Genomic DNA, 24,101 nt, shown 5'->3' on the forward strand with positions numbered 1-24,101 from the left:
AAGCCAAACATTCGACATTATCTGAAATCATCGAATAGACCGGACAGCGAGCAGGGTATTAAGGAGCGACCTATTGGATTGTCTTTGTTTTTGGAGTGAACGCTGCCGTGAGGACCGGCGCCATGACCGTTGGTGATTTGGATCTCGATGCCTGCAGCCGGGAACCGATCCATCGCCCTGGCAGCATCCAGCCCCACGGCATGCTGTTGGCCGTCTCCGGAAGCGACTCCGGCGCCACCCTGATCCAGGCCAGCGCCAACGCCGCGCCGGCGCTCTCCCTGCCGCTGGAGCAGGCGTTGGGTCAGCCGTTGGAGCAGGCTCTGCACCCGCAACTCTGCGGCGCGGTCCGCTCCTTTCTCGCCGCCGGTCCGGTGCCCTCCCGCCCGGTGCCGGTCGCCGTGACCGAACTGCCCGGTGCCGGCCGTCACCAGCTTCTCGCCCATGCCATCCGTGACGCGGCGGGCAACGACGTGGTGATCCTGGAGCTGGAACGGCTGGACGGGCTGGAGACCGGCCTCATCGACCATGTCTACCCGCGCATGCGCGAGGCGCTGGAGCGGCTGGACGCGCTGAACGCGCCGGCGGACCTGCTGAGCTGCGCCGCGCAGGAGGTCCGCGCGCTGACCGGGTTCGACCGCGTGCTGATCTACCGCTTCGACGCCGACTGGCACGGCACGGTGGTGGCGGAGGACGGGAACGGGCGGCTGCCCTCCTACATGGACCTGCGCTTTCCCGCCTCCGACATCCCCACCCAGGCGCGCGAGCTGTACCGGCTGAACCGTCAGCGGCTGATCCCCGACGCCGGCTACGCCCCGGTGCCCCTGGTCGCGATGCCGCGGCTTCCCGACGGGGGGCCACTGCTGGATCTCAGCTTCTCCGTCCTGCGCAGCGTGTCGCCGGTGCATGTCCAGTACATGCGGAACATGGAAACCGCGTCTTCCATGTCGGTGTCGATCCTGCTCCACGGGGCCTTGTGGGGGCTGGTTTCCTGCCACCACCGGGAGCCGAAGGCGGTGTCCTACGCCGTGCGCTCGGCCTGCGACCTGATCGCCCAGATCCTGTCGGTCCGCATCGCCGCGGTGGAAGACCGGCGCGATGCCGAACACCGCATCGCCCTGCAGTCCATCCAGGCGCGGCTGCTGGCCGCCATGGCCCAGACCGATCCCTTCATCGCCGGCCTGACCGAGCATCCCGACGACCTGCTGCGCTTCGCCAACGCCAGCGGGGCCGCCGTCGTCTTCGAACGGCGCTGCACGCTGGTCGGCGACGCCCCGACGGAAGAGCAGGTGCGCGGCCTCGTGGACTGGCTGGCCACCCAGGGCGAGCCGGAGCAGTTCGAGACCGACAGCCTGCCCGCCCTCTACCCGGCCGCCGCGTCCTTCGAAGGCAAGGCGACGGGGCTGCTGGCCATCGCCGTGTCGAAGCTGCACGCCAGCTACGTGCTGTGGTTCCGGCCCGAGGTGGTGCGCACCGTCCGCTGGGGCGGCGACCCGCGCAAGCCGCTCGACCGCGAGGGGCAGGGGTTGAGCCCGCGCGCCTCCTTCGAGACCTGGAAGGAGACGGTGCGCCACCGCGCGCTGCCCTGGACCGCGGCGGAGCGCGATACCGCCGCGGCGCTGCGCCACGCCGTCATCGGCATCGTGCTGCGCAAGGCGGAGGAACTGGCCGCCCTGTCGCGGGAGCTGGCGCGCTCCAACAAGGAACTGGAGTCCTTCTCCTACTCCGTCTCCCACGACCTGCGCGCGCCCTTCCGCCATATCGTCGGCTATGCCGAGCTGCTGCAGGAGCTGGAATCGGACCAGTTGAGCGCCACCGGAAAGCGCTATCTGGACGTCATCGTGGACGCGGCCAACAGCGCCGGCACGCTGGTGGACAATCTGCTGCACTTCTCCCAGATGGGGCGCAGCGAGCTGGCCCCCGTCTCGGTGGACATGAACGCCCTGGTCGCGGAGGTGCGGGAGACGCTGGCGCCCGACACCGCCGGGCGGGACATCGCGTGGGACATCGCCCCGCTGCCCACGGTGCGCGGCGATCCCGTGATGATGCGGCTGGTTCTGCAGAATCTCTTGTCGAACGCCATCAAATACTCCCGCGGCCGGGAACCGGCGCGCATCGCCGTGGGTTGCGAAGACCGGCCCACCGAAACCCTCTTCTTCGTCAGGGACAACGGGGTCGGCTTCAACCAGGCTTACGAGAAGAAGCTGTTCGGGGTCTTCCAACGGCTGCACCGCAACGAGGAGTTCGAAGGCATCGGCATCGGTCTGGCCAACGTGCGCCGCGCCGTGGACCGCCATGGCGGGCGGACCTGGGCCGACGGGCGGCTCGACAAGGGGGCCATCTTCTACTTCACGCTGCCGAAGGCCGGGGCGGCGAAACCGGATCTGCGAGATCTCCCTTGAGTGATCTGAAACCATGAGTGACCTGAAACCCATCCTGCTGGTTGAGGACAACCCGCGGGACCTGGAGCTGACCCTGGCGGCGCTGGAGAAATGCCAGCTCGCCAACGACGTCATCGTCGCCCGCGACGGCGAGGAGGCGCTGCGGATGCTGACCCGCCGCGATCCCGAAACCGGAAAGCCGACCCAGCTTCCCGCCGTCGTCCTGCTCGACCTCAAGCTGCCGAAGATCGACGGGCTGGAGGTGCTGGAGCGGGTGAAGAGCGATCCGGAGACCCGGCACGTCCCCATCGTGATGCTCACCGCGTCGCGCGAGGAAAGCGATCTCGTGCGCAGTTACAGGCTGGGCGTGAACGCCTTCGTGGTGAAGCCGGTGGACTTCAAGGCCTTCTTCCAGGCGATCCGCGACCTGGGCGCCTTCTGGGCGATCCTGAACGAACCCCCGGTCGGCTGCGCCCGCCGCCCGGCGGGAACCCCGCCCGCCGGAAAAGGCGCCTGAAGGAATGCCCTCCGGAATGCCCGCCGCCATGCCCGCCGCCGTGACCATCCTGCATCTGGAAGACAGCCCGCTGGACTGCGAGCTGGCTTGCGCGCGCCTGCGCAAGGCGGGGATCTCCTGCAACGTGACCCGCGTGGACACCCGCGCGGCCTTCGAGGCGGCGCTGGCCAAGGCAGCGCTGGACGGGCGGCGCTTCGACCTGATCCTGGCCGACTTCTCCCTGCCCGATTTCGACGGGCTGGCGGCGCTGGAGATCGCCAAGGCCCGCGCCCCGGAAACCCCCTTCCTGTTCCTGTCCGGGCGCATGGGGGAGGAGACGGCGGTGTCGGCGCTGAAGCTGGGTGCCCGTGACTATGTGCTGAAGCAGCGGCTGGCCCATCTGCCCGCCGCTGTGGAGCGGGCGATCGTGGAGGCGCGCACCCTGGCCGAGCGGCGGCAGGCCGAGGAGAATCTGCACCGGCTGCGGCAGGCCATCGACGACATCCGCGACTATGCCATCGTCACGCTGGACCCGGAGGGCCGCATCACCTCGTGGAACGAGGGCAGCCGCCGCCTGTTCGGCCACACGGAGGAGGAGGCGCTCGGCCGCCCGTTGTCCCTGCTCTTCGCGCCGGAGGAACGCTGCGCGGAGAACATCCGGGGCCTGCTGGCCGGGGTGGCTGAGAAGGAGCGTTGCGAGGTCGAATGGACCCACGCGGCGCGGGACGGGCGGCGCTTCTTCGGCTCCACCGTGCTGACCGTGGCGCGCGACGCCACGGGCGCGCCGGCCGCCTATTCGGTGGTGGTGCGCGACATCACCGACCGCCGCGCCTCGGAGATCGCGCTGCGCGACAGCGAGGCCAAGTTCCGCGCCATCGCGGAGAGCATGCCGCAGCTCGTCTGGTCGGCCCCGCCGGACGGCCTCCCCGACTACTACAACCTGCATTGGTTCGCCTACACCGGCACCCGGCCGGAGGCGATGACCGGCACGGCCTGGATGGATGTGGTGCATCCGGACGACCGGGCGCGGACCGTCGCCCTGTGGGGCGCCGCGGTGCGGTCGGGCGACGCCTACGAGGTCGAGTACCGGCTGCGCGAGGCCGGGGGCCGGTACCGTTGGTTCCTCGGGCGGGCGGTGCCGCTGCGCGACGGGGATGGGCGGATCACCCGCTGGTTCGGCACCTGCACCGACATCGACGACGCGGTGAAGGCCCGCGCGGCCCAGGCCGACGCCCGCGAGGATCTGGAGCGGCAGGTGGCCGAGCGCACGGCGGAGCTGGTGGCCGCCAACCGCCGGCTGCTGGGCGAGGTGGCGGAACGGCAGCGCGCCCAGGCCGACCTCAGCGCGCTCTACGCCAAGACGCCGGTGCCGCTGCACTCCCTGGACGCCGAGGGGCGGCTGCTGAGCGTCAGCGACCGCTGGCTGGAGTTCATGGGCTATGAGAGCCGGGGCCAGGTGCTCGGCCGCAACATCGCCGAGTTCATGCCGCCGGACGTCGCGCGGGAGCACCGGGAGCACCGCTGGCCGGAGCTGCTGCGGCTCGGGGCTTTCCAGGACATGCCCTATCGGCTGGTCAAACGGCCGGGGGAGATCGCCGACGTGCTGGTCTCCGCCCGGATCGAGCGGGACGGTCGGGGGGGCTTCCTGCGCACCATGGCCGCCGTGGTCGACGTCTCCGACCGCCTGCGCGCCGAGGCGGAGCGCGAGCGGGCGGAGGAGGCCCTGCGCCACTCCCAGAAGATGGACGCGCTGGGCCAGCTCACCGGCGGCATCGCCCATGATTTCAACAACCTGCTGACGGCGATCTCCGGAAACCTGGACCTGCTGCTGTCCCGGCTGGACACCGCGGAGCGGGCGGACCTGCGCGACTACGCCACCCACGCGAAGGTCGGGGCGACCCGCGCCGCCGGGCTGACGCAGCGTCTTCTCGCCTTCGCCCGGCGGCAGCCGCTGCGCCCCGACGCGACGGAGCCGGGCGCGCTGGTCGAGGGGATGGAGGACCTGCTGCGCCGCACGGTGGGCGAGCAGGTGTCCATCGCGACCGACTGCCCGCCGGACGTCTGGCCGGCCTGGTGCGATTCCAACCAGCTGGAGATCGCGCTGCTGAATCTGGTGGTGAACGCCCGCGACGCCATGCCGGACGGCGGGCGCATCACCATCACCGCCGCCAACGCCCATCTAAAGGCGGCCGACGTGGCGGGCGACGCCTCCGGCGCGGCGCCCGGCGACTATGTGGTCCTGACCGTCGCCGACACCGGCATGGGCATGCCGCCCGACATCATCAAACGCGCCTTCGACCCCTTCTTCACCACCAAGCCGATCGGGCAGGGGACCGGACTGGGTCTGTCGCAGGTCTATGGCTTCGTCAGCCAGTCGCACGGGCTGGTTCGCATCGACAGCGAGGCCGGTCGGGGCACCGCCGTGCGCCTCTACCTGCCACGCTGCGACCGGGAGGGGAGCGCCGGCCTGCCGCCGGGGATCGCCGCGGAGCCTGCCGACGCCGCCGCGATGGACAACACTGCCGGAACCGTGCTGCTGGTGGAGGACGAGGCGCTGGTCCGCATGGTCGCGGTGCAGGCGCTGGAGGACGCCGGGCTGGAGGTCGTCGAGGCGTCGGACGGGACCGAGGCGCTGGAGCTGCTGGATGGTGGCCTGCGCGCCGATCTGGTGGTCACCGACGTCGGGCTTCCCGGCATGAACGGGCGGCAGCTCGCCGAGGCGGTGCATGAGCGGCGGCCCGAGCTGGGCGTGCTGTTCATGACCGGCTACGCCTACGACGCCACGCTTGGCACCGGCATCCTGGAACCGGGCTGCGAGGTGCTGCAGAAGCCCTTCGAGACGACGGCGTTGGTCGCCCGCGTCACCGGCATGCTGGCCCATACGCGCGGCGGCAATGGTGGTGGCGCCCTGCGCGAATCTGTCCCGGAACGTCGTTGCGACTGATGCGTTACTCTCCTCCAAGGACGAGTCCGGCCCCGCGCACGGACTCCGCGCGGGGGGAGGACGGGCGATGCTTCAGGTCTCCGAATCGCAGGTGCGCCTTGGGCTTTCGGCGCCGGACAAGACGGAGGCCATCCGCATCGCCGGTCGGGCGATGGTCGACAGCGGCCTGATCGACCCCGGCTACATCGACAGCATGCTGGGCCGCGAGGCGGTGTCCGGCACTTATCTCGGCAGCGGCATCGCCATCCCCCACGGGCTTCCCGACGCCCGCGATCTGGTGCGGCGGACCGGCGTGGTGGTCGTGCAGTTTCCGCAGGGCGTCGATTGGGGCGGCGGGGAGCCGGCGCGGCTGGTCGTCGGCATCGCCGCCAAGTCGGACGAGCACATCGCCGTGCTGCAACGGTTGACCGGCGTGCTGGGCGACCCCGCGGAGGCCGAGCGGCTGGGCACCACGAGCGACCCGCGCGCCATCATAAGCGTGCTGAACGGCGAAGCGCCCGCATCACCCGTGAGTGAGTCGGTCGCGGTTCCCATCGATGGGGACACCATAGCGGTGACCGCCCCGTCGCCCCATGGCCTGCACGCCCGCCCGGCGACGGCGCTGGTCGAGGTCGCCAAGCGCTTCCGCGCGGAGATCGCTGTCCGGCACGGCGGCACCACGGCCAACGCCAAGAGCCTGATTTCCCTGCTGCGGCTCGGCGCCTCGGGCGGCCAGCCGCTGACCGTCACCGCGTCGGGCGAGGACGCGGCGGCGGCGCTCCAGGCCATCCGCGCCGCCTTCGACGCGGGGTTGGATGAACCGGTCCCCACGGCCGCGCCCGCGGAGGAGCCGGCCCCGCGGGCGGTGCCGGCCGACCTCGATTATGACGGGCGGGTGATCGCCGGCATCTCCGCCTCCCCCGGCGTTTCCACCGGTCCGGTCTGGCAGTTCCAGCGCGAGGAACTGACGGTCGCCGAAACGGCCCCCGACCCCGAGGCCCAGCACCGCCGGCTCGATCAGGCGCTCGCCGCCGCCGCCGCCGACCTGCGCAACCTGCACGAGGCGTTCTGGAAGAAGGCCGGCGCCGCCAAGGCCGCCATCTTCAAGGCGCATCAGGAGCTTCTCGACGATCCGGAGATGGTCGTCGAGGCCCACGCCCTGATCGACCGGGGCAAGAGCGCCGGCTGGGCGTGGCGCGCGGTTTACGAGGAGCGCGCCGGCACGCTGGCCCAGCTCGCCGACCCGCTGCTGGCCGGGCGGGCCGCCGACCTCAGCGACGTCGGGCGCCGCGTGCTGCGCCTGCTCGCCGTGGTCACGGAGAGCGTGGCGGCCCTGCCGGACCACCCCGTCATCCTGCTGGCCGAGGATCTGGAACCGTCCGACACGGCAAAGCTCGACCCGGCCAAGGTGCTGGGGCTGTGCACGGCGGGGGGCGGCGCCACCTCGCACACGGCGATCATCGCGCGCTCGCTGGACATTCCCGCGGTGGTCGCCGCCGGGCCCTCGGTGCTGGATCTGGAGAACGGGCGCGCGGCGATCCTCGACGGCGATGGCGGGGTGCTGGTCGCCGACCCCAGCGCGCGCGACCGCGGCCGCGCCGCCGAGGCGAGGGTCAAGGTGGGCGAGCGGCGTGAGGCCGAGCGGCTCGACCGTTACAAGCCGGCCATCACCACGGACGGCAAGCGCGTCGAGGTCGCCGCCAACATTTCCGACCCGGCGGAGGCGGTGCAGGCCGTGGAGGCGGGCGGCGAGGGCGTCGGGCTGATGCGCACGGAGTTCCTGTTCCTTCAGCGCGACCTGCCGCCGGACGAGGAGGAGCAGTTCGCCGCCTACCAGACCATGGTGCGGGCGATGAACGGGCTGCCGATCATCCTGCGCACGCTGGACATCGGCGGCGACAAGAACGTCCCCTACCTGCGCATGCCGGCGGAGGGCAACCCCTTCCTGGGCGTGCGCGGCATCCGCCTGTGCTTCGAGCGGGAGGACCTGTTCCGCACCCAGCTCCGCGCCATGCTGCGGGCTTCGGTTGAGGGGCCGGTGCGCATCATGTACCCGATGATCGCCGTACCCGCGGAGCTGGAGCGCGCCAAGGCCATCACCGAGGCGGTGCGGCGGGAGCTGAACGTGCCGCCGGTCGAGCTCGGCATCATGATCGAGGTGCCGTCCGCCGTGATGATGGCCGACCGGCTGGCGCGGGAGGTGTCCTTCTTCTCCATCGGCACCAACGACCTGACGCAGTATGTGCTTGCGATGGACCGGCTGCACCCGGTCCTGGCCCCGCAGGCGGACGGGTTGCACCCCGCCGTTCTGCGCATGGTGGAGCGCACCGTGGACGCCGCCCGCCGCGCCGGAATCTGGGTCGGCGCCTGCGGCGGCGTGGCCGGCGATCCGGCGGGGGCGGTCCTGCTGGCCGGCCTGGGCGTCGCGGAGCTGAGCGTGGCGATCCCTGCCGTGGCCTCCGTGAAGGCGCGGCTGCGCGCCATCGCCATGGCCGACGCCGAGCGCACCGCCCGCGAGGCGCTGGACTGCGCCGACGCGGCGGAGGTAAGAGCGTTGGTCCGCCAACGTTTCGCCGACGCCGGAGGTGTATCATGAGCCCGCAGCCCACCCCACGCTCCGGCGTCGTCACCGTGACGCTGAACGCCGCCATCGACCAGACGCTCGACGTGCCGGGATTCGCCGCCGGAGCGGTCAACCGGGCGGTCGCCGAGACGCGGACTGCCGGCGGCAAGGGCATCAACGTCGCCGCCTTCCTGGCGGGCGGTGCCTTGGCGGGTGGCTCCATTCCCGTCACGGCCACCGGCTTCCTGGGCGAGGAGAACACCGCCGTGTTCGACGCGCTGTTCCGCCGCCGCGGCATCCGCGACCGCTGCCTGCGCTTGGCCGGCCGCAGCCGGGTGAACATCAAGCTGGTGGACCGGGAAGAGCGCTCCGTCACCGACATCAACCTGCCCGGCCTGCATGTCCCGGCGGAAAGCTGGCGGGGCCTGCTGACCGTGGTGGACGACCTCGCCGTGACCAACCGGACCTTCGTCCTGTCGGGCAGCGTCCCCATGGGCGTGCCGGACACCGCCTACGCCGAGATGGTCACCGCCCTGCACCGGCGCGGCGCCTTCGTGGTGGTGGACGCCAGCGGCCCGCCGCTGCGCCACGCCGTGGCCGCCCGCCCCGACATGGTGAAGCCGAACGCAGCGGAACTGGCCGAACTGCTGGGCCGCCCCCTGAAGGATCGGGCCGAGGTGGTGCGCGCCGCCCGCGAGTTGTCGGAGACGGGCATCGCGCTCGTCGTCGTGTCGCTGGGCGCCAAGGGTGCCGTCTTCGTCGAGGGCGGCCGCGCGCTGCTCGCCGTGCCGCCGCCCGTCGAGGTCGCCAGCACGGTCGGCGCCGGGGACGCCATGGTCGCCGGGGTCGTCGCCGCCCGGCTGGCCGGTGTGGGGCTTGAGGACTGCGCGCGGCGCGGCACCGCCTTCGCCGCCGGCACGCTGTCCCGTCTCGGCCCCGAACTGCCGCCGCCGGAGCGGCTCGCGGAGCTGATGCGGGCCGTGCGGGTGGAGGAATTGTAAGGCTCTTCAGCGCCGGAGGGGATTGCGATGGCAAAGCTCGTGGCTGTGACCGCCTGCCCGACGGGGATCGCCCACACCGTCATGGCGGCCGAGGCGCTGCGCCGCACCGCCGCGCTGATGGGCCATGCCATCGCGGTGGAGACCCAGGGGTCGAACGGCGTGCAGACGCCGCTCTCCGCCGCCGACATCGCGGCGGCCGACGCGGTGATCCTGGCCACCGACATCGCCGTGGACGATTCCCGCTTCGCCGGCAAGCCGATCCTGCGCACCTCCACCGCCGCCGCCATCCGCGACACCAAATCGGTGGTCGGCAACGCCCTGGCCGATGTCCCCGGCGCGCAGCCCGAAGCCGCCCCTCCGCCGCCAGCCCCGAAACCGGCTCCCACCGTGGTGCGCAGTCCCGGCCTGCTGGTCGCCATCACCGCCTGCCCGACCGGCATCGCTCACACCTTCATGGCGGCGGAGGCGCTGAAGCAGGCCGCCCAGGCCAAGGGCTACCGCATCAAGGTCGAGACGCAGGGTTCGGTCGGCGCGAAGAACGCGCTGACGGAGGAGGAGATCGCCGAGGCCGAGGCCGTCATCATCGGTGCCGACACCCACGTCGCCACCGACCGCTTCGCCGGCAAGCGGCTGCTGAAGACCTCGGTGGGGGAGGCGCTGAAACAGCCCGCCCGCGTGATCGACGAGGCACTCGCCCTGCCGGCGCCGACCGCGTCGGGAAGCGCCGCCGCGCCCGCCTACGCCGACGCGGTGTCGGGCGCCAAGGCGCGGCAGAAGGAGGCGCAGTCCGGCCCCTACAAGCATCTGCTGACCGGCGTGTCCTTCATGCTGCCCTTCGTGGTGGCCGGCGGTCTTATCATCGCCCTGTCCTTCGTCTTCGGCATCGAGGCGTTCAAGGAGCCGGGAAGCCTGCCGGCGGCGCTGATGCAGATCGGTGGGGAGGCGGCCTTCGGGCTGATGGTGCCGGTGCTGGCGGGCTACATCGCTTATTCCATCGCCGACCGGCCCGGCATCGCCCCCGGCTTCATCGGCGGGATGCTCGCCGCCAAGATCGGCGCCGGCTTCCTCGGCGGCATCGTGGCGGGCTTCCTGGCCGGCTACATCGCCCGCTGGCTGCGCGACACCATCCGGCTGCCCCAGAATCTGGAAGGGCTGAAGCCGGTGCTGATCATCCCGCTCCTGGGCACGCTGACGGTCGGTTTGCTGATGGTCTACGTCATCGGCACGCCGGTCGCCGCGATCATGAACGGGCTGACCGCCTTCCTGCAGAGCATGACCGGGGCCAACGCGGTGGCGCTGGGCGCGCTGCTCGGCGCCATGATGGCGCTGGACATGGGCGGGCCGGTCAACAAGGCGGCCTACACCTTCGCGGTCGGGCTTCTCGCCTCCAGCACCTTCACGCCGATGGCCGCGGTGATGGCGGCGGGCATGACGCCGCCGCTCGGGCTGGCGCTCGCCACCCTGGTCGTGCCCGGCCGCTTCACGCTGCAGGAGCGCGAAGCCGGCAAGGCCGCGGGCGTGCTCGGCCTCGCCTTCATCACCGAGGGGGCGATTCCCTTCGCCGCCAAGGACCCGTTGCGCGTCATCCCCGCGGCCATGGCCGGGTCGGCGGTGGCCGGCGCCCTGTCGATGTGGTTCGGCTGCGGCCTGCGGGCGCCGCACGGCGGCGTCTTCGTGCTGGCGATCCCCAACGCGGTGACTCCGCTCGGCCCTTACGTCCTGGCCATCGTCGCCGGGACCATCGTCACGACGCTCGCCCTGATGATCCTGAAGCGCCGCGTCGAGGCGGACCCCGCCGCCGCAACGGCGCTGGGCGCGGCGGCACAAACCTCGACCGGCCCCGCGCCCAGCGGGGCGGCGCGCTGACGACCTGAAACCGTCACACCCGTTGATTGCCGGCTATACCGCAAATTAGTTTTAATTTTCGCCAAAATTGAAAGAACTCGACAACTCCAAAGTGCTATCGCTAGCTTTGCGGTGTTCCGTCGCCGGCCTCTTTCACGGCCCTCGGAGGAACGGCAGCCGGCGGAGCCTGATGAGGATCTCGTATCGCATAGCGACGGTGGGTGGAATCCCGGTGGTCATCGCGGCGCTGATCGCGGTGTCCGCCTGGATATTGCTGGAACGCGCCGGCCGCTCGCGCGAGGCCGCGGTCCTGGCCGGCACCGTCTACCGCGAGATGATCGCCGCCACCGCGGCCCGCAACGACTTCATCCACTCCACCCCCGAAGGCCGCCTGCCCCATGAAGTCACCTTCCGCCGCGCCACCCATGGCGCGCGGGAGACGCTGGAGGCGCTGGGCGGCTTGGCGGACCAGGGCGCCCAGGCCGACGCGGTTGACACCGCCCGCCGCGCGTCGGACCGCCACACCGCCCGGCTGGAGGAGCTGGTGGACGCCATCGCCTTCAGCGACGCCCGCGCCCGCGGCATGGCGGAGCAGGAGGCCCGCCTGCTCGCCCTGGCCGAACAGGCGGGCCAGCGACAGCACGCCGCCAACGCGGCGCTCGTCGCCTCCCTGGCCGAGGTCGACCGGCAGTTGCTTGCCAACCGCGCCGTGATGGACGGCCTGTACGACCTGCGGGAAGCGGTGCTGCACGCCCGGCTGGCCGCGAAGGACGCGGCGGCCACCACCGATTCATCCAGTCCGCCACCCGAAGCGCAGCCGCGGCTCGATTCCTTGGCCCCGTCGCTGGACCGGGTGGAGCGCATCGCGGACCGCCTTGCCGCGTCGCTTGCCCAGGCTGGGGTCGAGGGGCAGGACGGCGCACCCGGCTCCGCCAACGACGTTTATGAGACGGCCCTCGCCGAACTGACGCGGTTGCGCGCCGAGCGGCTGGACCGCCGGACACTGCCGGAACTGGCGCCGCGCTATGACGCCGCCGCCCAACGGGTGCTGGACATCACCGGCACCGGCCATGGCGCCGTACAGGCCGAGGTGGCCGAGCTTCTGCGCCGCACCGTGTCGGCCCACGCCATGGAACAGGAAACCCAGACCGTCGCCATGACCGCCCTGTCGCTCAGCGGACGGACCCTGAGGGCGCTGGAGCGGCGCGACACGCGCGGCCTGCGCGATGTCGCGGCCGACAGCGGGCGGCTGGGCGACCGGGTGGCCCGACTTCCCATCTCCCCGCTGATCCAGGACGAGATGCTGGCCGCCATCACCGCCTGGCGCGACGGGCTGGAGCGCGCCACCGACGGGCTGGCCCGCCAGAACGGCGCCATCGCCGCGATGGACATGGACGCCGCCGCGGTGATGAACACCGCCCGCCGTCTGAACGACCTGTTCCAGGACAGCGCGGTGCGCAGCGCCGATCTGCTGCGCTCCACCCTGCTCATCGGGGCGACCATCGGCCTGCTGTTCGCCGCCGGGGCGGCGCTCCTGGTGGCCGGCGGCATCACGCGGCCCCTGCGCCGTCTCCAGAGCGCCACCCGGCGGCTGGCCCGCGACCCGCGCGACGGGCAGGTGACCGATCTGGAGCGGCGCGACGAGCTGGGCGACATGGCCCGCGCCGTCCATCACTTCGCCGCGGAGATCAACCGCCGCGAGGATGAGATGCGCCACGCCAAGGAGCAGGCGGACTCCACCCTGGCCGAACTGCGGCGGACCCAGGCCCATCTGGTGCAGGCGGAGAAGCTGGCCGCGCTGGGGCAGGTGGTGGCCGGGGTGGCGCACGAGATCAACACGCCGCTCGGCATCACGCTCACCACCTCCACCCTGATCCGCGAGAAGGTGCCGAAGATGAAGCGCCTTCTCGATTCGGGCCAGCTGCGCCGCCGCGAGCTGGAACGCTTCCTGACCGACCTGGGCGACGTGTCCGAACTGCTGGTCAACAACACCGTCCGCGCGGCCGAACTGGTCCAGCGTTTCAAGGAGCTGGCGGTGGACCCGGCGGGGGAGACGCGCCGCCGCTTCGACCTCCGCCTCTGCCTGATGCAGGCGGTCGAGGCGCTGGGCCCCTTCTGGGAACCGGCGGAACACCGGGTCGTCGTGGACTGCCCGCCGGGGCTGATGATGGACGGCTATCCGCAGGCCATCGCGCAAATCGTCTCGCATTTGTTGCTGAACGCGGTCAACCACGGCTTCGCGGCCGGGGAGGGGGCGGATGGGCAAGAGGGAGTCGGGCGGAGCGGCACCGTGACGGTCGCCGCCCGCAGGGCCGCGGCGGACGTCGTGGAACTGGTCGTCGCCGACGACGGGCGGGGCATCCCGGTGGAGCTTCGGGCGCGCATCTTCGACCCCTTCTTCACCACGCGCCGTGACCGGGGCCACGCCGGGCTCGGCCTGCACATCGTCCACAACGCGGTCAGCCAGCTCGGCGGCACCATCAGCTTGGAGGAAGAGACGGGGGCGGACGGGGCGCGCTTCGTCATCCGCCTGCCTCCCGCCACGCCGGAGAAGGAGGGCGCGTGACGCAGGCGGACGCTTGCGCGCCGCGCCGGTTCCGGTTTACTGCAAGATGGGTCCGTTCGACGATTTCCCGTTTGATGATTTCGGCGCGGGGTGTGGGGGCATGGCGACGATCGAGGAAGCCTACGCGGTCGCCATCGACCACCATCAGGCCGGGCGGCTGGACGAGGCGGCGATCATCTACCAGCGCATCCTGGACGCCGATCCGGAGCAGGCCCACGCCTCGCACCTATTGGGCATCGTCGCCGGGCAGCGGGGCCGGCATGCCGAAGCCGTCGCGCTGATCGGCGCCGCAGTGGCACGGGACGGGCTGAACACCGACTTCCTCGGGAATCTGGGCGCGGCGTTGAAGGCCGCCGGTCGGTATGATGAGGCCATCCGTCATTTCGCCCGCGCCCTGGCGCTGGAACCGGCGGCGCGCGGCGTTCCGGGCAATCTCGGCTCCGCCCTGGCCGCCGATGGCCGGATCGGCGCGGCCGTGCCCTGGCTGGGGCGCGCCGCCGCCCTCGACCCGGCGCATTTCGAGACGCTCCTGAACCTGGGCATCGCGTTGCGCGACGCGGGCCGGTTCGACGAGGCGGAAACGGCGCTGGAGACCGCCAAATCCCTGCGCCCGGACCATCCGCACCCGGTCTGCGAGCTGGCGGTGCTGAAGCTGGCGCTCGGCGATTTCGAAAGGGGGCTGGCGCTTTACGAACGGCGCTGGGACTACACCGGCCAATCCGCGGCGGTGTCCGGCAAGCCGGTGTGGCGGGGCGAGGAGATCGCCGGCAAAACCATCCTCCTCTATTACGAGCAGGGCCTGGGCGACACCCTGCAATTCGTCCGCTACGCGCCGCTGCTGGCCGACCGCGGCGCGCGGGTGCTGCTGATCGTCCAGCCGGAGCTGCGGCGCCTGCTGGCCTCGGTGCGGGGCATCGACCGTCTGGCCACCTACGACGACGCGGCGGCGCTGCCGGACTTCGACCTGTGCTGCCCGCTGATGAGCCTGCCCTTCGCCTTTGCGACGCGCATCGACGGGATTCCCGCCGGCAAACCCTACATCACGCCGCCCCCCGATCTGGCGGCGGCCTGGGTGGAGCGGCTCGGCTGGAGCCAGACCGGAGAATCCGCTGACAAGCGCCCGGTGCGCGTGGGATTCGTCTGGTCGGGCAACCCGCGGCGCCACGACCCCACCTCCCACGCGATGGATCGCCGCCGCAGCGTGCCCTTCGCGCTGATGGAACCGCTGCTGTCGGTGCCGGGGATCGAGGCCGTCAGCCTCCAGGTCGGGGACGCGGCGGAGCAGGCGCGGGCGGCCATCGCGGCGGGCCTGCTCATCGACCCCATGGCGAGCGCGACCGACTTCGCCGACACCGCGGCCATCGCGGCGCACTTGGACCTCGTCATCACCGTGGACACGTCGGTCGCCCACCTCGCGGCGGCGATCGGGCGCCCGGTGTGGATGCTGTCGCGCTCCGACGCCTGCTGGCGCTGGTTCCGCGGGCGCGACGACAGCCCCTGGTACCCGACCATGCGCCTCTACCGGCAGGACTCGCCCGGCGACTGGGGGCCGGTCATGGTCCGTGTGGGCCATGACCTTGCCGCGGCCGCAGCGCAGGATCAGAACTGCGCCGAGGCGGTCAGCAGGAAGGCCCGGCCCGGCTGATAGAGCGGGGTGACGGTGCCGAACTCCTGCCCGTAGGTGGCGCGGTCGGCGTAGGTCTCGTCGAAGAGGTTGCGGACGTCGAGGCGCAGCGCCAGGTTGGCGTGCTCCGGCAGCCGGTGTTCGACGAACAGGTTGGCCGTCTGATACCCCTTCAGCGGTTGCTGCCCGGCCTGCACCTTGTCGTAGTCGAGCACGAACTCCACATCGGCGCCAAAGGTCAGGTTCCAGGATTGCACGGTGTGGGCGCCGCCGACGGTGAAGACCTGCCCGATCGGCGTGGCGAGGTAGGTGCCGGTGTCGGAATCCGCGGGCAGCCCGTCGATCGTCACGTCGATGTCGGCGTATTTGGCGCGGATGAAGCCATTCGTCCAGGCGTAGCCGAGACCCAGCTCATACCCTTCCGACCGCACGTCGCGGGCGAGGTTGGCGCTCGCGGCGGCGAAGCGCGCGGCGCGGGCGTCGTCCAGCTTGGTGCGGAAGATCCGGCCTTCCGCGGTGAAGCCCTCGTAGCGGGCCTCCAGACCGGCCGTGCTGTTGTAGGCCGTCACCGGGCGCGGACCGGCGCCGTAGTTCCAGGCCGGGTTCATGATGTAGTTCTCGGCCAGCTGGATGCCGCCCCAGCCGCGGGACACCCCCGCCTTGGCGGTCAGGTAGCGGGGAAGCAGGTCGAACTCGCCCGAGATGTTGTGGCTGAGGCCATGGTTGGTCCATTCCCGTCCAGTCGTCCCTTCGAAGGTCTGACGGTCGCCGCGCAGGCCGAAGGACAGGCGCAGCCGCTCCATGGGCTCCAGCCGGGCCTGACCGTACAGGCCGTTGTTGCGCGCCCTCTCGGTCGCGGACATCGTCCGGTCCCTGTAATTGGCACGGTCCACGTAGAAGTCGGTGCCCGTCGTGAAGGTGCCGATCCGGAAGCCGAAGCTGTTCTCCAGCTTGCCGTTGAAGGAGCTGGTCGCCCCCTTGCCCGGATAGCTCCCCGGCACGGTGCTGCTGCCGACGGGGCGGGTGAAGATCGGCGTTTCCACGTCGGTGCGGCCGTAGGCCAACACCAGCTTGGGGTTCCACAGCTCCGTCGGCAGGGCGTCGGTGTAGGTGAAGACCATGTTCTGGCGGTCGAGCGTGTAGTCGCGCACGCGCGGCTCCCAGGCCGGGCGCCCGGCGAGGGACCCGATGTTCGCGCGGAAGGGCCGCGGCGCGTCGTCGTAGACCCGCTCGTAGCTGGCCTGGAAGCGGTGGCCGCTCTCCGTCTGCACCGCGGCCTTGCCGAGGCCGCTGACCACGTCCGTCTCGGTGCCGTCCACCTTGCGCCCGTTGCCCGCCGTGTATTTGCCTCCCTTGCCGTAGGTCACGGTGCCCAGCGCCTCCAGCCCCTGGTGGCGTCCGAAGCCGGCGAGGTTGGTGGTCAGGCCGGAGCCGTTCGTGTTGAAGGTGGTCTTGCCGAAGGCGCCGACACCGTCGCTCGCCAGGAAGTCGCTGGCGTCCTTCGTCTCATAGGCGATGGAGCCGGCGAGCGCGCCCGGCCCGGCGTCGGCGGGGGCGACGCCGGCGTCCACGCGCACCACCTTCAGCAGCGCCGGGTCGATCAGCGTGGTGCCGTTGTGGTGGAACACCTTGTTGTTCTGACGGCTGCCGTCGATGGTGACGGCCAGATTGGTTTCCTCGACACCGTTGACATAGACCTTCTGCGACATCGGCACGGCGCTGCCCACGCGGATCGTCGGCTCGCCGGAGAAGACGTCGCGAAGGTCTCTGGGATTCTTGCGATCCAGATCCTCCTTGGTGATCGTGATGTTGCCGCTTCCGCTGCCGGCGCCGGTCGAGGCGGTGACCGACACCGGCGCCAGCATCGTAACGTTGCCGGTCGGGGCCGGAACCAGCGTGGCGGTGCCCGTGCCGGTCATGCGGTAACCGACGCCCGTCCCGGAGAGCAGCGTGTCGAGCGCCTGGGCGGGCGTCATGCTGCCCGACACCGGACGGGAGCTGCGCCCGGCGGCCAGATCGGGGGAATAGCCGATCTGCCAGCCGGTCTGGCGCGCGAAGGCGTCGATCGCCGCGGCCAAGGGTTGCGTCGGCAGCGCGAAGACCATCGTCTGCATGGCGCTTGCGGCAGTTGCGGGCTGCTGGGCCAGGGACAGGGAGGGGAGGGCCAAAACGCCGCCGAGCGCGGTGGTCGCCATCAGGGCCATGACCAGATGCCGGGCGGCGGTGCCCCGCGCGCATTCCAAGAACTTGCCTGTCGAAACCGTCCGGCCTTCCATTCCTCACAACTCCCGTCTGCGCTGGTGGCGGGGGCGTGATGACCGGTGTATGGACCGCGCCCCTCTTTTCGGCAGACGCACGGGGCTGCGGCGTCTCACAAAAAAAGTCTTGGAAAAAAGATAAAGCCGATCGAAGCCGGGCTCATCGAAGCAGGATGATCCCGGCGGGCAGCTCGGTCACGCGCGCTCCCACGACGCCGGCCAGCGAGCGGATCGCACCGGTGGGGTCGTCCAGCCGGTAGTTTCCGCTGACCCGTGCGCCGGCCAGCCGGTCGCCGATCACAATGACCGGTGCGGCGTGGTAGCGCCGGAGGGTGTCGACGACCGCGGCGAAGGGCTGGTCGTGGAAGACATAGCGCCCGTCCGTCCAGGCCAGGGCGACCGCCGGATCGGGGCGGGTGGGTGCCGAGAGACCGTCCGCTGCGGCCGTTACCCGGTCACCCGGAACGAGGGCCACCGTCTGGCCGGGCGGCTCCCGCCGGGTGACCGACACCCGCCCACGCTCCAGGAAGACGGCATCCCGCCCGCCGACCGATTGAACGGAGAAGGCGGTGCCGGTCACCTTCACCTCGCTGAAACCGGCGGTGACGCGGAAGGGGCGGGCGGGGTCCCTGACCACGTCGAAATAGGCCTGCCCGCGCAGCAGCCGGACATGGCGCCGGCCCTCGGCGAAATCGAGCGCGACCGCCGAATCGGTGTCCAGAATCAGCCGGGACCGGTCGGGCAGGGCGATCTCCCGCCGTTCCCCGGTGGCGGTGCGGTGGTCGGCGGTCAAACGGAGCGTCAGCATGGGCTGGAGATGAACGCCGATGGCCAACAGCAGCGCGGCGGCGGCCAGCGAGGCACGCCACCCGCCACCCCGCCGTGACCGCCGCCTCGCCGCGGAACTGGTGACGCCTTGCCGGCTGGAGGAACGAACAGGGGGAAGGGCCGTCTGCGGCGGATGGGCGAGCGTCGCCTCCTGCAATTCGGGCATGGACCCAAGCGACGACAGACGGTCGAACGCCGCGGCATGGCGCGGGTCGCGGTTTCGCCATGCCAGATAGGCGTCATGCGTGCCCGGATCGGCGGGCGAGTCGAGAAGCACCACGAACCAGGTGAGCGCCTGATCCATGATCGGGTCCGCATGCCGATAGGCCCCGGCGTCCTGTTGGCCGTCTGCCTTGTCCTGCTCCACGCTGGCCTTCCACTCTTCCTGTGACCGTACTCATGCACAGTTGAGACGTTTCATCGCCCAACGGGTCACAATTCGCAAACCGAAGCCCACAAAAGGCAGCCTGCGGATGATGACCGTTCACGCTCGCGTCCAATCGGCCCCGTCCAACCGGCTTGACATCTGAAATTGAGAATCATTATCAATTTCAGTATTGCAAGGCCGCCGATGTCGCACCGACCGCGGTGGCGCCCCTCCGCTGCCGTGACCGACAGGGCTATCATGTCCGCAAGCCTTATTGCGATCTATCTCGATCACCGCCGCTCGTTGTTCGGGTGCGCGCTGAAGATCGTGCGCGATCTTCAGGTCGCCGAGGATCTGCTGCAGGAAAGCTACCTGCGGGCCTGCAAAGCTGTGGAGAAGGGACCCATCGACAACATCGGGGCTTTTCTCCACCGAACGGTCCACAATCTCGCGCTGGACCATCTCCGGCGTTGCCGGACCCAGGAGCGGTTCGAGGCCGGTCCGGCTGACACCGTGGAAGCGCTGGGCATCGCGTCGGAAACCCCTTCGGCGGAAGAGGGCCTTTTGCACCGTGAGCGGCTCTCGTGCTTCATGGACGCTCTGGACCGTTTGCCGGCGCGTGCCCGTCAGGTGTGGCTTCTGAACCGGATCGAAGGCCTGTCGTATCCCCAGATCGCCGCCCATCTGGGCGTGTCGCAGGGCACGGTCTTCAACGACATGAAGCTGGCGATGGGCCATTTCGTAGACGCCATGGCGCGCGCGGACCGGCCTGGACCGGCCGCAAGCCGGACCGGTGGGCGGTAGCAGGCTCGGGTTCGCCTTTTCCCGGTTCACCGGAAGGGGTGGGTCGACCCCTGACGACGGAAAGCCTTTGTACTGAGACAAGGGTTGCGCTTCAGGATCGACTCCATTCAAACCGGCGCACAAATCCCATAAGGTGTCTTATGGAAAATGCGCCAGCGAAATTCCGATACGGGAAGCTACCTATGAGGGTTTAATGAAAATACACGCCGTGAACGACTCGGATCTCGTGCAGTCGAAGAGCGAGTTCACGGTCAGCCACGATTCCAATGGTTGGAGCGCCAACGGAATCATGGTGAACGGCAACGCCGCCGCCTTGCAGGAAGCGTTCGGCACCAGGAACATGCAGGTGGGGTCCAGCCCCCTACACCGGCGATTACGTGATCACATGGTAAACCCTCCCGATGCCTGGATGGGTGGCCTGAGCAGCCGGACAGCTTTCACATAACAAAAATGTTCAATAATTCGTGGTGACTATTCATTTCCCACGACATGGCTCCCCTTCCGGAAAGCGGCGTGCTAGGGTTCGGTCCGGCCTGTTGAAGGCCCAATGACCGAGTCGACGACCGGACCGGTCAGGAACATCAGGACATCTGTGCCATGAACCACGTCGTCGCCCCCTGCTTTAAGGACCAGAGCCTCAAGGAACTGGACCGTCCGGAATCCCCTCTTCTGGAGGGCGTCGACGGCATGTGGGCGATGCTGCGCGCAGAGGCGGAGAGCGTGGTCGTCAAGGAGCCTTGGCTGCGTCCCTTCATCGACACCGCCATCCTGCTGCATCACGATTTTCCGTCGGCGCTGGGCAGCCTGCTGGCACGCAAGCTGGGCGATTCCTACATCTCCGCCGACCAACTCGCGATGCTCGTGCGCTCGGCCGTCGCCGACGCGCCCTGCATCGTGGAAGAAGCCTGCTCCGACCTCCAGGCCATCTGCACGCGTGACCCGGCGGCGGACAACTGCCTGACGCCGTTCCTCTATTACAAGGGTTTTCACGCTCTGGAATGGCACCGCATCGGCCATTGGCTGTGGCGGCGCGAGCGGCGCGACCTCGCCCATTTCCTGCAGAGCCGGGTGTCGGAAGTGTTCGCGGTGGACATCCACCCCGCGGTTCCGGTCGGGCGCGGCGTGTTCATCGACCACGGCACCGGCGTGGTGATCGGCGAGACCGCGGTGGTCGGCAACGACGTGTCGATCCTTCAGGAGGTCACGCTCGGCGGCACCGGCAAGGAGCATGGCGACCGTCACCCGAAGGTGCGCGACGGCGTCCTGCTGTCCGCCGGTGCCAAGATCCTGGGCAACATCGAGATCGGCAGCCGCGCCAAGGTCGGGGCCGGCAGCGTGGTGCTGAAAGACGTGCCGCCCTGCGCCACGGTGGTCGGCGTCCCGGCGCGGATCGTCGGCTGGTGCCGCGACACTGTGCCGGCGCTCGCCATGGACCAGACGGTGCCGGAGCCGGAGTATCACATCTGACGGACCCCCAACCGGACACTTCCGGTCCGGGACTCCTCAGGGAAAGAAGATGTCCTCGATGGTCAGCTCGAACGTTCTGGCGATGGCAAAGGCCAACGGGAGGCTGGGGTCGTAGCGCCCGTTCTCGATGGAGTTGACTGTCTGCCGGGACACTTGGAGGCGCTCCGCCAACTCGCTCTGGCTCCAGCCACGGGCCGTGCGGATGTCTTTCAGCGCGTTTCTCATCGGTAGCGCCGTTGGGCGATGAGCACCCCGACGACCCACAGCACCGCCATGAGCGGCCAAACATGAAAGGCCCGCAGTTCCGGTGCGCCCACACCTTCCGCAAAGCCCCAGGCGAAGGTCGCCAGCGCCGTGCCAGTGAAGGACAGGACGATCGCATCGAACTGGATACGGCGCTGAAGCTCATCCATCCGCCGCAACCCACGCAAAACCGCCCAGGCGACGATGACCGTGCCCAGGATCGGCAGAAGGGTGAGGGCCATTTTCGCTGCGCCATCGGGTTCGAAAACCCGGTCTGCTGCGTTGGCGCCGAGCAGAAGCATCGCGTAGAGAGCAAGAGCCCCAGACAATTCCACGCTATAGCGCTTGATGCTGAACATCCCCTACCCTTTCCGTGTTAGCCGCCTTATGGAAAGGAGACTTTCCCTGATACGCGCCGCGATTGTCAAGTTTGCTTTACAATCTGCCATGCCGGGCCGCGATTAGCCTGGGTGGTCAGGACCGGCACGGAACTCCGGCGCGGTCATCTCCTCGCGGGTGAGTGCGATGAACAGGTCCACCACCGGGCTCTTGGAGCGGTTGGCGTCGAAGGCCACCTGGAAGGGCGCCTGATAGGACAGGACCTTGGGCAGCAGGACCCGCAGCCGCCTGGCCTTGACGTAGGGCGCCGCGTAATGGTCCGGCAGATAGCCGGCGTAGGCGCCGGACAGGATCAGCCGCGCCGCCCCCTCCATGTCGCTGACCGTCGCCTTGGGCGTCGAGATGGCGAAGATCTTCAGGTCGCGCGCACCCCAGTAGCTGCGCGCGACCAGCCGGTAGCGGCGGATCTCGTCCAGGTCGATGGCCTCGTCCGGCAGGGTGAACAACGGGTGCCCGTCCGCCACGCAGAAGTGGATCGTTTCGTTGTAGAGGTCCTGATAGGACAGGCTGGGCACGATGCGCGGAAAACTGGCGATGGCGAGTTGCAACTGCCCGCCGATGACGTCGCGCAGAAGCTCGTTCGGCGGGCGGACGTTGATGATCAGCGAGACCTCCGGCGCTGCCTCGGTGAAGCGGGCGAAGACGCGCTCCAGCGGGGCGCGCGGGTCGGTCAGCGTGTTGTCCACCAGCCCGACCGCCAGCGTGCCGGTCAGCCGCTCGCGCAGGCCGCGCACCCGCCCGCGGAAACGCTCCAGCGTGTCGAACACGCGCCGCGCCTCGTCATAGACCGCCTGCCCTTCCGGGGTGAGTTGGAATCCCGACCGCCCCCGCCGGCACAGCCGCAGGCCCAGCCGCGTCTCCAGATCGGCGAAATGGGTGGAGATGGTGGACAGCGACAGGTTCAGTTCGCTCTGCGCCGCACTGAATCCGCCGGCCTCGACGATGGTCATGAACAACCGCAACAGGCGCAGATCCACGGTTTCCAGCTGAATCATCGCCACGACGCCCGCCCTCCCCTGCCCCGCCCGATGGGTCCGGCACGCCCGATACTTCGGCCCGGATCGAAGTAAGATACAAAACTTTCTGATTTTCGGGCAACGGCGCCGGGGGTCTAATGATCGCAGGCTGCAATGCTGGCCTCACGAACAGATAAGCTCGTCCGCAAGGAAAGGTCGCATCCATGAACGAGACGACGGGTAAGCAGGGACTTCACGCCGCTTTGACCGGCGGCATCAGCCGGCGCGCCGTTCTGGCCGGAGCGGGCACGCTGGCCACGGTGGCCGCCATCGGCTTTCCGAACATCGTCCGCGCCCAGTCGAAGACACTGAAGGTCGGCGTCTACGGCGGCTACTTCAAGGAATCCTTCGAAAAGCACATCTTCCCGGAATTCTCCAAGGCCACCGGCATCACGGTGGAGGCCATCGCCGAGCCGACCGGCGAGGCGTGGCTGGTCCAGCTCGAACAGGCGGCCCGCGCCCGTCAGGCGCCCGCCGACGTCTCGATGATGTCGCAGGTGGCGATGCTGAAGGGGGCCTCGGCGGAGCTGTGGGCGCCCTTCGACCTGTCGAAGATTCCCAACGCCGCCAAGGTCGTCCCCCACCTCGTCAACAAGTACCCGGACGGCAAGGTCAGCGGCATCGGCGCGGTGTCCTGGTACATCACGCTGGTCACCAACACCAAGAGCTACCCGCAGGCCCCGGACAGCTGGGCGGCGCTGTGGGACCCGGCGAACAAGGACAAGCTCGGCCTGCTGGCGCTGGTCAGCAACAGCTTCCTGCTGGAGGTCACGGCGGCGACCTTCTTCGGCGGCACCAAGCATCTCGACAGCGAGCAGGGGCAGCTCGACTGCTTCAAGAAGCTGGCGGAGCTGAAGTCCAACGTGAAGCTCTGGTACCGCGACGAGGCGCAGTTCGAGGCCTCGCTGAAGTCCGGCGAGATTCCGATGGGCCAGTATTACCACGACGTGACCGGCCTCGCCGCCGCGGACGGGCAGCCGGTGCGCTCGACCTTCCCGAAGGAGGGCGGCATCCTCGATTCGGGAAGCTGGGCGGTCACCCGCGCTTCCAAGGCCGGCGACCTCGCCCATGTCTTCGTGGACTACATGTGCCAGCCGTCGATCCAGGCCCTGCTGTCGCGCAAGGTCGGCACCGCCCCGACCATCGACCGCAAGCTGACCGACCTGACCGATCAGGAGTTCGCCGCCGTGTCCTCCGACATCGCGCCGATCATCCCGCGCTACGACCTCTACACGAGCAAGTCCGACTGGCTGAACCAGAAGTGGACGGAAATGATCGTCGGGTGAGTGTGTGAGCCCTTCTCCCCTCTGGGGAGAAGGGTAT

At 69.9% G+C, this 24,101-nt stretch carries 17 protein-coding genes; 12 read left to right on the forward strand and 5 right to left on the reverse strand.

The features are described from left to right. The first annotated feature begins 122 nt into the window (after nt 1-122). The 8 genes from JJL56_RS25130 (at nt 123) to JJL56_RS25165 (ending at nt 15,417) form a co-directional block, all read left to right on the forward strand. Complete coding sequence (locus tag JJL56_RS25130) at nt 123-2,399, forward strand: ATP-binding protein (protein WP_200486737.1); 2,277 nt, start codon at nt 123-125, stop codon at nt 2,397-2,399. Nucleotides 2,400-2,412: 13 nt separating this feature from the next. Next, the gene (locus JJL56_RS25135; protein WP_145628862.1) at nt 2,413-2,895 is read left to right on the forward strand and encodes a response regulator; all 483 of its coding nucleotides are present in this window, start codon (nt 2,413-2,415) and stop codon (nt 2,893-2,895) included. Between the two features lie 16 nt (nt 2,896-2,911). After that, a complete protein-coding gene (locus JJL56_RS25140) occupies nt 2,912-5,818 on the forward strand; it encodes a PAS domain S-box protein (RefSeq protein ID WP_200486738.1) in 2,907 nt (968 codons plus the stop codon). Nucleotides 5,819-5,885: 67 nt separating this feature from the next. After that, nucleotides 5,886-8,393: a phosphoenolpyruvate--protein phosphotransferase gene (gene ptsP / locus JJL56_RS25145; RefSeq protein ID WP_200486739.1), complete on the forward strand. Its 2,508-nt coding sequence runs from the start codon at nt 5,886-5,888 to the stop codon at nt 8,391-8,393. After that, nucleotides 8,390-9,361: a 1-phosphofructokinase gene (pfkB, locus tag JJL56_RS25150; protein WP_200486740.1), complete on the forward strand. Its 972-nt coding sequence runs from the start codon at nt 8,390-8,392 to the stop codon at nt 9,359-9,361. The genes ptsP and pfkB overlap by 4 nt, the downstream gene beginning before the upstream one ends. Nucleotides 9,362-9,388: 27 nt before the next feature. Continuing rightward, nucleotides 9,389-11,227, forward strand: coding sequence for a PTS fructose-like transporter subunit IIB (locus JJL56_RS25155; protein WP_200486741.1), 1,839 nt, complete (start codon nt 9,389-9,391; stop codon nt 11,225-11,227). 169 nt (nt 11,228-11,396) lie between these two features. Further along, entirely contained in the window at nt 11,397-13,772 is a 2,376-nt protein-coding gene (locus JJL56_RS25160) for a sensor histidine kinase (RefSeq protein ID WP_247891241.1), read from the forward strand. A 100-nt stretch (nt 13,773-13,872) separates the two neighbouring features. Continuing rightward, on the forward strand, nt 13,873-15,417 hold the full coding sequence (locus JJL56_RS25165; RefSeq protein WP_200486742.1) for a tetratricopeptide repeat protein: 1,545 nt from the start codon (nt 13,873-13,875) through the stop codon (nt 15,415-15,417). On the opposite strand, the gene JJL56_RS25170 is transcribed toward JJL56_RS25165, so the two are convergent. Then, nucleotides 15,372-17,672: a TonB-dependent receptor gene (locus JJL56_RS25170; protein ID WP_200486743.1), complete on the reverse strand. Its 2,301-nt coding sequence runs from the start codon at nt 17,670-17,672 to the stop codon at nt 15,372-15,374. The genes JJL56_RS25165 and JJL56_RS25170 overlap by 46 nt on opposite strands. A gap of 142 nt (nt 17,673-17,814) precedes the next feature. After that, nucleotides 17,815-18,849: a FecR domain-containing protein gene (locus tag JJL56_RS25175; protein WP_200486744.1), complete on the reverse strand. Its 1,035-nt coding sequence runs from the start codon at nt 18,847-18,849 to the stop codon at nt 17,815-17,817. Between the two features lie 258 nt (nt 18,850-19,107). Between JJL56_RS25175 and JJL56_RS25180 the strand changes: the two genes are divergently transcribed. The 3 genes from JJL56_RS25180 to cysE all read left to right on the forward strand — a co-directional run bounded on the left by JJL56_RS25180 (nt 19,108) and on the right by cysE (nt 21,120). Next, a complete protein-coding gene (locus JJL56_RS25180) occupies nt 19,108-19,653 on the forward strand; it encodes an RNA polymerase sigma factor (protein ID WP_200486745.1) in 546 nt (181 codons plus the stop codon). A 208-nt stretch (nt 19,654-19,861) separates the two neighbouring features. Beyond that, a complete protein-coding gene (locus JJL56_RS25185) occupies nt 19,862-20,098 on the forward strand; it encodes a hypothetical protein (protein ID WP_200486746.1) in 237 nt (78 codons plus the stop codon). Between the two features lie 152 nt (nt 20,099-20,250). Beyond that, on the forward strand, nt 20,251-21,120 hold the full coding sequence (gene cysE, locus JJL56_RS25190) for a serine O-acetyltransferase (RefSeq protein WP_145628843.1): 870 nt from the start codon (nt 20,251-20,253) through the stop codon (nt 21,118-21,120). 36 nt (nt 21,121-21,156) lie between these two features. Here cysE and JJL56_RS25195 read toward each other — a convergent pair whose 3' ends face one another. The 3 genes from JJL56_RS25195 to JJL56_RS25205 all read right to left on the reverse strand — a co-directional run bounded on the left by JJL56_RS25195 (nt 21,157) and on the right by JJL56_RS25205 (nt 22,757). Then, nucleotides 21,157-21,345, reverse strand: a complete 189-nt coding sequence (locus JJL56_RS25195; protein WP_145628841.1) for a helix-turn-helix transcriptional regulator — start codon at nt 21,343-21,345, stop codon at nt 21,157-21,159. Then, a complete protein-coding gene (locus JJL56_RS25200; RefSeq protein WP_200486747.1) occupies nt 21,342-21,722 on the reverse strand; it encodes a hypothetical protein in 381 nt (126 codons plus the stop codon). The genes JJL56_RS25195 and JJL56_RS25200 overlap by 4 nt, the downstream gene beginning before the upstream one ends. 102 nt (nt 21,723-21,824) lie before the next feature. Then, nucleotides 21,825-22,757 (reverse strand): LysR family transcriptional regulator, encoded by a 933-nt coding sequence (locus JJL56_RS25205; protein WP_211110724.1) that lies wholly within the window; start codon nt 22,755-22,757, stop codon nt 21,825-21,827. A gap of 185 nt (nt 22,758-22,942) precedes the next feature. Here JJL56_RS25205 and JJL56_RS25210 point away from each other — a divergent pair, with 185 nt between their 5' ends. Then, nucleotides 22,943-24,064, forward strand: a complete 1,122-nt coding sequence (locus JJL56_RS25210; RefSeq protein WP_137142949.1) for an ABC transporter substrate-binding protein — start codon at nt 22,943-22,945, stop codon at nt 24,062-24,064. Nucleotides 24,065-24,101 lie beyond the last annotated feature (37 nt).

It is taken from the genome of Azospirillum aestuarii, assembly GCF_016632405.1.
In the GTDB taxonomy this organism is placed as follows: Bacteria; Pseudomonadota; Alphaproteobacteria; order Azospirillales; family Azospirillaceae; genus Azospirillum; species Azospirillum aestuarii.

Excerpts from the sequence above, each read along its gene's own strand:
- JJL56_RS25130 (WP_200486737.1), top strand. The coding sequence starts at position 123 with ATGACCGTTGGTGATTTGGATCTCGATGCCTGCAGCCGGGAACCGATC.
- JJL56_RS25135 (WP_145628862.1), top strand. The coding sequence starts at position 2,413 with ATGAGTGACCTGAAACCCATCCTGCTGGTTGAGGACAACCCGCGGGAC.
- JJL56_RS25140 (WP_200486738.1), top strand. The coding sequence starts at position 2,912 with ATGCCCGCCGCCATGCCCGCCGCCGTGACCATCCTGCATCTGGAAGAC.
- ptsP (WP_200486739.1), top strand. The coding sequence starts at position 5,886 with ATGCTTCAGGTCTCCGAATCGCAGGTGCGCCTTGGGCTTTCGGCGCCG.
- pfkB (WP_200486740.1), top strand. The coding sequence starts at position 8,390 with ATGAGCCCGCAGCCCACCCCACGCTCCGGCGTCGTCACCGTGACGCTG.
- JJL56_RS25155 (WP_200486741.1), top strand. The coding sequence starts at position 9,389 with ATGGCAAAGCTCGTGGCTGTGACCGCCTGCCCGACGGGGATCGCCCAC.
- JJL56_RS25160 (WP_247891241.1), top strand. The coding sequence starts at position 11,397 with ATGAGGATCTCGTATCGCATAGCGACGGTGGGTGGAATCCCGGTGGTC.
- JJL56_RS25165 (WP_200486742.1), top strand. The coding sequence starts at position 13,873 with ATGGCGACGATCGAGGAAGCCTACGCGGTCGCCATCGACCACCATCAG.
- JJL56_RS25170 (WP_200486743.1), bottom strand. The coding sequence starts at position 17,672 with ATGGAAGGCCGGACGGTTTCGACAGGCAAGTTCTTGGAATGCGCGCGG.
- JJL56_RS25180 (WP_200486745.1), top strand. The coding sequence starts at position 19,108 with ATGTCCGCAAGCCTTATTGCGATCTATCTCGATCACCGCCGCTCGTTG.
- cysE (WP_145628843.1), top strand. The coding sequence starts at position 20,251 with ATGAACCACGTCGTCGCCCCCTGCTTTAAGGACCAGAGCCTCAAGGAA.
- JJL56_RS25195 (WP_145628841.1), bottom strand. The coding sequence starts at position 21,345 with ATGAGAAACGCGCTGAAAGACATCCGCACGGCCCGTGGCTGGAGCCAG.
- JJL56_RS25200 (WP_200486747.1), bottom strand. The coding sequence starts at position 21,722 with ATGTTCAGCATCAAGCGCTATAGCGTGGAATTGTCTGGGGCTCTTGCT.
- JJL56_RS25205 (WP_211110724.1), bottom strand. The coding sequence starts at position 22,757 with ATGATTCAGCTGGAAACCGTGGATCTGCGCCTGTTGCGGTTGTTCATG.
- JJL56_RS25210 (WP_137142949.1), top strand. The coding sequence starts at position 22,943 with ATGAACGAGACGACGGGTAAGCAGGGACTTCACGCCGCTTTGACCGGC.